The following is a 9,722-nucleotide window of genomic DNA, read 5'->3' on the forward strand; positions in this document are numbered from 1 at the left end:
TCGTAATCCTTCTTCGGCTGCGCCGGTTCAGTTGCTGGTGGACGGTGTCACGGCCGGTGTCCGGCCCAGGTTGGCGATGGCTTGCCGGACGACGGCGAGGTCCTGGTCGCCGAGGCCTTGGCGTTTGAGCTCGGCGTAAAGATCGATGGCCGCCGCTGCCATGGGTACGGCGGAGCCAGTGGCCTCAGCACTGGCCAGGACGAAGCCAAGGTCCTTGTGCATGAACTTTGCGGGGCCCGTGGGTTCGTAGTCCTTGGCGGCCAGGCGCGGGCCCACGTTGTCCAGGACCTTGCTTCCTGCCAATCCTCCGGACAGCACGTCGAAGAGCGCCCCGACATCCATCCCGGAACGTTCGGCGAGTTCGGCAGCTTCGGCGAGGGCCGCCGTCGTAGTTCCGACAATCAGTTGGTTGCATGCCTTGGCGAGCGACCCCGAACCCAGTGGACCCATTCGCCGGATGGTGGTTCCCATCGTGCCCAGGAGCGGTTCAAGCTGCTCAAAGGTGCTTTCGGTGGCCCCGACCATAATGGCGAGCGTTCCGCTGCGCGCTCCGGCGGTCCCGCCACTGACGGGCGCGTCCACCACCACGGCGTTGCCGCCGCTTGCCTGATCAACCACTTGGCCAAACCGCTGGACTCCCGTTGGCGAGACACTGCTCATCACGACGACGGCGGTACCCGCGCGGGGCGGCCGGTTCCGCCAGGAGTCAAGCAGTTCCGCCGCTGCTTCCTCTATGTGTGGAAGGTCCGGGAGCATGAAGATGATGGCCTCTTCGTCCCGCAGCGCGGCAACGCTGGCGGCCCGGGTGATGCCTGGGAGTGTTTCAAAAACGGTGCCTGAACGGTTCCAGGCAGTGACGCTCCATCCGGCATTGGCCATGTTTGAGGCCATGGGCGCCCCCATCAGTCCCAGGCCGACGAAACCCGCGCGTTTGGTGGTCATGGCAGGTAACACCTCACTTCGTTGTGGTCATCTACGGAAATTCTGTTCAATATCCTAGCCGCCATTCAGTATGATGAACACTATGACGACCGATGAACTTACCATCGCCATCGCTGTACCGCTCGAAGCCGAGTACGTAGAGCAGATCCGCGCTGTGGACCCTTCCGTAACAGTTCTCTACGAACCCGAGCTGCTCCCACCGGAGCGCTATCCTGCTGACCACGCCGGCGACCCTGCCTTCGCAAGGACGCCCGAGCAGGAAGAACGCTATTGGGCCATGCTGAACCGCGCCCGGATCCTGTACGGCTTCCCCAACGAAAGCCCCGCGGGACTGGCGCGAATCGCAACAAGCAACCCCCACCTGCAGTGGATCCATGCCATGGCAGCAGGGGCCGGCGGAGCGGTAAAGGCCTCGGGCCTCGACACGGAGACGCTCCGCAAATTCCACGTCACCACCTCCGCCGGAGTCCACGCATTGCCCTTGGCCGAGTTCTCGGTCTTCGGCATTCTCAACGGCTTCAAGCGCAGCGCCGAAATGGCCAAGGATCAAGCCGCCAAAGTCTGGCCCGAGCTCCGGACGCCCACCAAGCTGGCCAACGGTTCCAAGGTAGTCATTGCCGGCCTCGGTGAGATTGGCATGGAAACAGCCCGTCTTGCCCGGGCCCTGGGCATGAACGTCAGTGGAACCAAGCGCAACGTCGGCGCTATTGAGGGAATCGGGAAGGTCACCACCAACGAGGGCCTCGCGGAACTGGTGGCCGACGCTGACGCCGTGGTGAACACCCTGCCGGGCACGCCCTACACGGAAAAGTTGTTCAACAGGGACATCTTCTCGGCCATGAAGCCTGGGACGGTGTTCGTCAACGTCGGACGCGGAACAGTTGTAGACGAGGACGCCCTCCTCGAGGCCCTGGACAACGGCCAGGTCGGTTACGCATGCCTGGACGTCTTTGCGGTGGAACCCCTGCCGCAGGAAAGTCCGCTCTGGAACCACCCCCGCGTCCTTGTCTCCCCGCACACCTCGGCCCTGAGCGCGGCCGAGAACAGGCTCATCGCAGAGCGCTTCTGCAGCAACCTGCGCATCTTCCTGGCCGGTGGCGAACTCCCCCACCTGGTTGATCCGGTCCACTTCTACTAAAACCGGACTACCACCCCGTGGCGCTGAGCCACCTCTCGGACAATGCATCGGCCATGCTTCTGGTGTACGTGCTCGAGAGGTGGTTGTCGTCAAGGTACACGTAGACGTTCCCAATGATCCCGGGACAGGAGGAACCGTCGCAGATCAAGTCCGTCATGTCCAGGATGGACAGCCCCGTGAAGGTTCCTTCCAGCTGATCGAGCGGATTGTCGGCAGCCAACACGGAGGACAGGGCGGGACGACAGCGGGGATCGTCGACGCCCGAAGCCATGGCGCATTCGCTGGGACTGAAGGAGAAGCGCGGGTTGTCCCGCATCGCGATGACCTCCACTCCTTGATCGGTCATTTCCCCGACCAGTTCATCAAGCCCCCACGTAAGGTCCTCGTCCGGTGAATCCGGGACGGCCGCAGTGCCGACAAGGAAGACCGCATCCGGGCGGTGGAGCCGTATGTGCTCACGGACATTCCGGTTGAAGGCATTGCATTCCTCGCCCACCTCATCCGTTTGGGTCATGAAAGGGCAAGCCCCAAACGTGATGGCCTGGACCCGCCAGTTGTGCTCCTTGGCCAATGGACCGATCGCCCCGAGCCATTGAAGTGAATGGGACTGGCCCACAACGAAGATGGTCTTCCCGGCACCTGCTCCGACGTCATTCTGCTGGCACTCCGCGAACAGCACCGGGTCCTTGGGCCGCAGTTCGCCCGTGCACGGTCCGTCGAGCTTCCCCCAGTCCGCCGGTAGCTCCTCTGGCGTTGGGAGGGTCCTGGCGTCCTTGCCCACCCGGTTGACATAGCCTGGCAGCAACGCCCTGGCACCCGGGTTGTCATCGGAATCCTGGCCGGCAATGGCGTTCTTCTCCTGCTGCTGCTGGACCCCGAACACCGTCATCGGCGTCGCTCCCACAGCAAGGCAAACCAGGACCGCTGCGGCCAAGCGGCGCCGCTTTGCCTCCGGCCAACGCCATGAGCGCAACGGCTGCTCAACAAACCTGGTGGTGAGGTAAGCCAGCAGCAGGGAAACACCCACGATAGCCGCGCCAGTCAGCGCGTCCGCATGGTCTTCACCGATCCACACAAGTGTGATGACCAAGAGTGGCCAGTGCCACAGGTAAAGGGCGTAGGAGGTGGACCCGAGTCCCACCAGCAGCCTGGACGACAGGATGCGATCTACGCCGAAACGGCTTCCTGTCTGGCCGGCAATGATGACAGCCACCGCCGCCAGAGTGGGCCACAACGCCACGTAGCCGGGGAACGCCGTCCGCACCTGCAGCAGCATGCCGCAACTGAGCATGGCAGCAACGCCCAGCCAACCCAGCACGATGCCCAGTCCCCGTCCGGGACGGAGGAACGGAAGCAGCAACGCCACCAGCGTGCCCAGCGCGAACTCCCACAGCCGCGCAAGGGTATCGAAGTACGCCAGTTCCTGGTGGGCGTCGGTGAAGTAGATCGAGTAGCCCAGCGACGCGACGAAGACCAGCCCGAAAACTCCCAGCAACACTGACCGGTAGCGCAGCCCGAACCTCCGGCACACCAACGCCGTGGTGGTGACGAAGATCGCCGGCCAGAGGATGAAGACCTGCCCCTGGATGGACAGCGACCAGAAGTGCTGCATGGGACTCGCCAGGCTGTGGTCGGCGGCGTAGTAGTTGACCACCTGCTTTTGCAGCAGCCAGTTCTGCACATAGAACAGCGAAGCCCAGGCCTGGTTGACGATCTCCGTCCACCTTGTCCGGGGGACGATCATGAAGGTTGCCGCCAAGGTACCCGTCAAAACCACGACGACGGCGGGAAGCAGCCGCCAGAACAAGTGCAGCCAGTGCCGCACCAGTGATACCGGCCGGGACTCCTCGTAACGGTTGACGAACTGGAGGGTCATCAGGAATGCCGAGATCAGCAGGAAGACATCCACGCCCCCTGAAACCCTGCCAAACCAGATGTGGTACGAGACAACCATGAGTACGGCCAGTGAACGGAGCCCCTGGATTTCGGGACGGAACCTGGTACCGCCGGCACGACGGACCTGCCCGGGGCTTTCCGGCGATGCCACGCCCTTGGTTGCCGTCATGGACACGCTCCTCTATCGCTGCACCAATTCTGCACCGCACCCTCCGAATTTCCAGCACCCTGGGCGGGACGCACCATGAAGAGCACGGAATTGGCTGTTCCAGCTGGGCATTAACCAAAGCAGCGCGGCGCCCCTCCAAAGTGGAGGGACGCCGCGCTGGGGGTTTCCCGGAACGGGAGCCGGTTATTTTGCGTCTTCAGTGCTGACGAGATCGCGGCCCACCGTCTCAGGAGTGAAGAACGTGGTGACGAATGAGATCAGGGCCAGGACCAGGGAGTATATGGCGAGCACCAGCCAGGAGTGGTTCGTGGCGGCCAGCATCAGTGCTCCGAGCAGCGGCGCGAGCCCGCCTGCCAGGACTGCCGAGATTTCACGGCTCATCGCCACACCCGTGAAGCGGTACTGCGAACCGAACAGTTCAGGCAGGAGGGGGCACTGGGGTCCCAGCATCGATTGGACGCCGATGGCGATTCCCACTGCCATGACCACCCATACCAACGTGACGTTGCCCAGGGTGACCAGGTAGAAAGCCGGGACTGCAATGACTGCCTGGAAAAGTGCGCCGTAGCGGTAGACCGGGACGCGGCCGTACCTGTCGGACAGAGCCCCGAAAGTGACTACCATGACGGCGGCAAATCCTGCGGCGATCAAGAGCCCGACAGGGCCGATGGAGTTATTGCCGGCGAAGACTCCCGCAGGCATGCTCATGAAGGAGACCAGCAGGGCGGAGTAGATGGACGAGTTGCCGTTCTCTCCCATGCGAAGTCCAATACCAATGAGGACATTCTTCTTGGAGTGCTTCCACAAAGCGCCGATCGGATTCTTCACCACGTTCTTGTGCTTTTCCAGTTCCTGGAAAGCAGGAGTTTCCTTGAGCTTGAGCCGGATAAAGACGGCAATGACAATGAGAACGAAGCTGGCAAGGAACGGAACACGCCACAACCAGCCCTGCAGGACGGACTTGTCGGCCAAAGTGATCAGGGCGAACGTTCCGGCGCCAAGCAAGGTGCCGAGTTGGATGCCAACGAACGGCAAGGAAGCGAAGAAACCACGACGGCGGCGCGGAGCCACTTCGGAGATCAGCGTGGTAGCGCCGGCCTGCTCGGCACCGGCGCCGAGACCCTGGATGATGCGCAAGGTGACCAACAAAACCGCACCAAGCATTCCCGCTTGTTCAAAGGTGGGCAAGAGGCCGATGGCGAAGCTGGCCGTGCCCATCAGGGCAATTGTCAGGATCAGGACCATCTTCCGGCCGAACCTGTCCCCGATATAGCCGAAGATCAGGCCTCCGAACGGCCTGGCCGCAAAACCAACGCCGTAGGTGGCGAACGAAGCAATCAAAGCACCGTCCGGACCCAGTGGCGAGAAGAACAACGGCCCGAAAATCAGCGCAGAAGCCAGGCCGTAAATGTAGAAATCGTAGTATTCCAGGGCGGAACCCACGGAACTGGCCAGCGTCGCCCGCCGAAGCTGCTCCGGTTCGACGACAGCTTCGTCGGCTTCCGCCGCGAACTTTGTCTTAGTACGAGTTGTCACAAGCACTCCCTCAAAATCACCCCGGGCCCCCGTTGGCCCAGTGAGATAGTGATGGCATCACCGCCAAGATCACTATGATGAACAGAGTACAGTGCGCTGAACGCCTTGCCAAGGTTAAAATCAGATTTATGAGCGATTACCCCATGGGGTTGCCCAAGGAACGGGCCAACTCCTTGAGTTCCTTGACCATAAGGGCCCCCTGCTCCTCCGAATACGTTGCCTTCAGGGCTGTCACCGAAAGACCCAGGCTGGGCCCGTGGGCTCCATGGGTGGGCACTGGAACGGCCAGGCAGACGACACCCACCGTGGACTCTTCATCCTCGAAGGCGAAGCCCTGTTTGCGGATGGTGGCGATCTGCGCCTTGAGTTGCTCGGCAGTTCGAAGTGAGTTGGCGGTCATCGTGGGCAGTTCCGTGCCATCAGGGAACATGGCCTCGATGTCGTGATCATGCAATTGCGCCACCAGGGCTTTACCGACGCTGCATAGGGAAACCGGCATTTTGTCTCCGATATTGGAGGTCAGCCTGACCGCGGGGTGGCCCTCGTAACGCGCCAGATAGATCACATGGTCGCCGTCGAGCATCGCAATCCGTACCGTCTCTCCGGAGAGCGTTGGCGCCTGCTCGCAATACTTGTAGAACTCCTGCACCTCATCGAGGCGGCTCAAGTATGCCGCTCCCAATTCCACCAACTTCCTTCCCAAGGCAAAATCGGCACCCTGCCTGGTAATGAGCCGGGCTTCCTCAAGGGCCAAAAGCAAGTTGGACGTGGAAGATTTCGGAATGCCCAACTCCCGGGACAAATCGCTTAGCGTCAGGCGGCCGGAGGGGGAATCAGCCAGGGCTTCAAGAACGGCCGCGGCGCGGGTGACGGCGGGGGCCGGCGACGAAGCGCCCGAGCCCTCGGAGCGGGTGGTGCGGGAATCGGCCATGATTCTCCTTCGTCTTCCAAATCGGTGTTCAATCCGCTGAACAATACCCATCATAGTGGCAAGCTGGTCCGCGCCGGCTGTTCGGCTTTTCAAACCCAAAAGTTGGCTGTATATTCATTTTCGAGCTCTCCACCGCGGCATCCCCCAATAGTCGCGGTGGAGAGCTCATCCATTTCCTGCGATCAGCAGATCCCGCCGCCCGGTACGCCTACGCTGCCACGGCGCCCTCATCCCTGATGCACCAGCCGCCTCCTGACCCATCGCGTACAAGTTCCCAGGTGGCCAGAGCCGAACGGGCGTTGTTTCCCAAGCGCACCTGCACCTGCAGAACCTCAACATCCACTCGGCCTGCTCCCCTGGGCATTCGCCTGGATTCCTCCCACCAGGCAACCCTTTCGAACCAGCGGACAGGCTCCACGGCAATCCGCCACTCCCGGCCTCCCCTCACGACGACGGCCGGCTCGCCCTGGGCTGTTGTGCGGATGTAAACGTGCTCCATGGGAGAGACCGTAGGCCACGGCCCCGACATTTTTAGGAGCGTCAGGAATGACCACATGGAAAAGGGAAAACCCCGCCTCCAAGGATGGAGACGGGGTTTTGTTTGGTGGGTCCTACCGGGATCGAACCGATGACATCCACGGTGTAAACGTGGCGCTCTACCAGCTGAGCTAAAGACCCAAACCGCTGTTTCCGCGCCTTCTGACTTCCTGAGCGCTTCAACCAACGAACAATGACTCTACATGATCAACTGCCGGAAACACCAATCGAGTCCCTGGCGTCGGAGAGATCCGGCAACGTACGGGCAAGATGGTCCAATGCGCCGCTGACCCCCAGTTCGAGTTTGACCGCAGCAAATTCATCCCCACGGGTGGTGCCCCGATTAATGATGACAACAGGTTTGCCAGCTTTCGAAGCATGGCGGACGAACCTCAGACCACTCTGGACGGTCAGCGACGAGCCCGCTACCAGGAGCGCTTCGGCGTCATCGACCATGCCGTAGGCGCGTGCCACCCGGTCCTTGGGGACATTTTCGCCAAAGTAGACAAAGTCGGGCTTCAAGATCCCGCCGCAAATGGGACAGACGGCCATGACGAACGAGGTGATGAGCTCGGGATCTTCCACTGTTGCGTCGGCGTCGGGGGCCATCTCCACCAGCCCGGACTCCACAGCAGCTTCCACGAACCCGGGATTAATCTCCTCCAGGATGGCCGCAATCAGCTGCCTGCTGAATGTATGCCCATGTGAAAGGCAAATCACCTGGTCAAAGCGGCCATGCAGGTCCACAACATTGACGCTTCCAGCGTCCTCGTGGAGCCGGTCCACATTTTGGGTGATCAGTCCGGTCATGAGGCCGCGCTGTTCCATGAGTGCGACGGCGGCATGGCCGGCGTTGGGGTCGGCGTGCCTGAGGTGGGACCAGCCGATATGGTTCCGCGCCCAGTAGCGCCGCCTGTTGGCTTCACTCCCGATGAATTCCTGGTAGGTCATGGGGTTTCTTGGCGCCGAGCCCGGTCCCCGGTAATCGGGAATGCCGGAATCGGTGCTTAAACCAGCTCCTGTGAGCACAGCCAGGCGCTTACCCTGGAGGATGTTCAGCGCGGACCCCAAGGCTTCCCGCTCCCGGGGGTCCAGCCGGACCTCGTCCGCCGGTGCCATGCTGGCAAATCCAGTCATGCCAACGCCGGGCCTGTGGCTGCTCATGATCGCTGATCCCCCAAGGCCGCCAGAGCCATGCGGTACTGGTCGAAGTCCCTTGCCTGACCGCGGGGATTGACCACAACGTAGCGGACGATGCCAGCGGCGTCGATGATGAAGGTGCCCCTCAACGCCATTCCACTGGCTTCATCGAACACCCCGTAGTCCCGGGCCACAGCTCCGTGGGGCCAGAAGTCCGCCAGGAGATCGAACTCAAAACCCTCGCGCTCTGCATATGCCCTCTGCGCGAACTTACTGTCCACCGAAATCGCCAGGACAGTGGCGTTCAGGTCCTGGAATTCAGCGATATTGTCGCGGATCTCGCACAGCTCCCCGGTGCAGATGCCGGAAAAAGCAAAGGGGAAAAACACGACGACAACGTTGAGGCCCCTGTAGTCCGATAACCGGACAGGCTCACCGTATTGGTTCAGCAGTTCGAAATCCGGAGCCGCCTGTCCCTCGTGAGGGACACGCGCCGCAGCGGGAGCCTGCCGGACTTCGGTCACTTGTTCTTCTTTGGCACCAGGCGGGTGGCGCTCCAGTCTTTCGAAACCCCGGCAGATGTAGTCAGGTGAAGGCCTGACGTGGGGGCGGCGTCCTGGATGTCTGCCGGAGAAACGTAGTTATCCCGACCCGACTTGGGGGTCAGGACCCAAACGACTCCGCCTTCTTTCAGCGTTGTGAGCGAATCCATGAGGGCATCCACAAGATCGCCGTCGCCATCGCGCCACCAGAAGATGACTGCGTCAACGACGTCATGATCGTCTTCATCCAACAATTCGGAGCCCGTGACATCTTCAATATCGTCACGCAAGTCGAAGTCGACGTCGTCGTCGTAGCCGCGCTCCTGAATCAGATCCCCATCTTTGAAACCCATTCGTTCCGCCACATTTACCGATGTGGCGGCGTCGGCCTCGCTCACGTTTCCTCCTTTGAAGTGACTTCCATTACTAACAGCCAACACCCTTTGGGCGCCTGCTTCAAGCCATTGTCCCTGCAGAGGGCCCCATTCCGCACCACCAAGGGTGTTTCGGGGCCGCGCCACTGGCGTGCTTTGCGTCACGCAGGCTCTCTGGATGTGACATACAACGCCCTGCGGGGTCCGCGGCTACGCATACCAGCGCCGCGAAAGCTAGAGTGGCCATGAGCGCTATGGCTGCAGGGCGATCGCCCCGCAGAATTCTACTGGGCAGCCAAGCGCTCACAAGACCTGCCCGGCGCATCCGACCGGGCTGTTGAAACCGAGATGTCGCACACGACGCGTTCACGACGGGCAGTCACCCTGCCGGACCTGAGGCGCCGATGCATGCGCCAAAAGGAAGGTTGGACGTGGCTGCAGGAGAAGAGACCTCACACATCCTCAGCGGGTTGACTGCCCAGCTGCCTGATCGTGATCCGGAAGAGACCGCGGAGTG

General features: G+C 61.7%; 9 protein-coding genes and 1 tRNA gene. 1 reads left to right on the plus strand and 9 read right to left on the minus strand.

The window, feature by feature from the left end:
- Positions 1–27: 27 nt before the first annotated feature.
- Entirely contained in the window at positions 28–942 is a 915-nt protein-coding gene (locus AB0N72_RS03915; protein WP_363931675.1) for an NAD(P)-dependent oxidoreductase, read from the minus strand.
- Between the two features lie 70 nt (positions 943–1,012).
- On the opposite strand from AB0N72_RS03915, the gene AB0N72_RS03920 reads away from it, so the two are divergent.
- The gene (locus AB0N72_RS03920; RefSeq protein WP_363931674.1) at positions 1,013–2,080 is read left to right on the plus strand and encodes a D-2-hydroxyacid dehydrogenase; all 1,068 of its coding nucleotides are present in this window, start codon (positions 1,013–1,015) and stop codon (positions 2,078–2,080) included.
- A 7-nt stretch (positions 2,081–2,087) separates the two neighbouring features.
- On the opposite strand, the gene AB0N72_RS03925 is transcribed toward AB0N72_RS03920, so the two are convergent.
- The 8 genes from AB0N72_RS03925 to AB0N72_RS03960 form a co-directional block, all read right to left on the minus strand.
- Positions 2,088–4,145, minus strand: coding sequence for an acyltransferase family protein (locus AB0N72_RS03925; protein ID WP_363931673.1), 2,058 nt, complete (start codon positions 4,143–4,145; stop codon positions 2,088–2,090).
- Positions 4,146–4,328: 183 nt separating this feature from the next.
- On the minus strand, positions 4,329–5,681 hold the full coding sequence (locus tag AB0N72_RS03930) for an MFS transporter (RefSeq protein WP_363931672.1): 1,353 nt from the start codon (positions 5,679–5,681) through the stop codon (positions 4,329–4,331).
- A gap of 136 nt (positions 5,682–5,817) precedes the next feature.
- Entirely contained in the window at positions 5,818–6,612 is a 795-nt protein-coding gene (locus AB0N72_RS03935; RefSeq protein ID WP_363931671.1) for an IclR family transcriptional regulator, read from the minus strand.
- 208 nt (positions 6,613–6,820) lie between these two features.
- Positions 6,821–7,111, minus strand: coding sequence for a hypothetical protein (locus AB0N72_RS03940; RefSeq protein WP_363931670.1), 291 nt, complete (start codon positions 7,109–7,111; stop codon positions 6,821–6,823).
- A 103-nt stretch (positions 7,112–7,214) separates the two neighbouring features.
- A tRNA-Val gene (locus tag AB0N72_RS03945) sits at positions 7,215–7,290 on the minus strand.
- Positions 7,291–7,356: 66 nt separating this feature from the next.
- A complete protein-coding gene (locus tag AB0N72_RS03950; protein WP_363931669.1) occupies positions 7,357–8,313 on the minus strand; it encodes an NAD-dependent protein deacetylase in 957 nt (318 codons plus the stop codon).
- Complete coding sequence (locus AB0N72_RS03955) at positions 8,310–8,813, minus strand: peroxiredoxin (RefSeq protein ID WP_363931668.1); 504 nt, start codon at positions 8,811–8,813, stop codon at positions 8,310–8,312. Before AB0N72_RS03955 ends, AB0N72_RS03950 begins: the two co-directional genes overlap by 4 nt.
- Positions 8,810–9,229, minus strand: a complete 420-nt coding sequence (locus AB0N72_RS03960) for a DUF3052 domain-containing protein (RefSeq protein WP_363931667.1) — start codon at positions 9,227–9,229, stop codon at positions 8,810–8,812. Before AB0N72_RS03960 ends, AB0N72_RS03955 begins: the two co-directional genes overlap by 4 nt.
- Positions 9,230–9,722: the final 493 nt, after the last annotated feature.

The sequence above is a fragment of the Paenarthrobacter sp. NPDC089307 genome, assembly GCF_040685055.1.
In the GTDB taxonomy this organism is placed as follows: domain Bacteria; phylum Actinomycetota; class Actinomycetes; order Actinomycetales; family Micrococcaceae; genus Arthrobacter.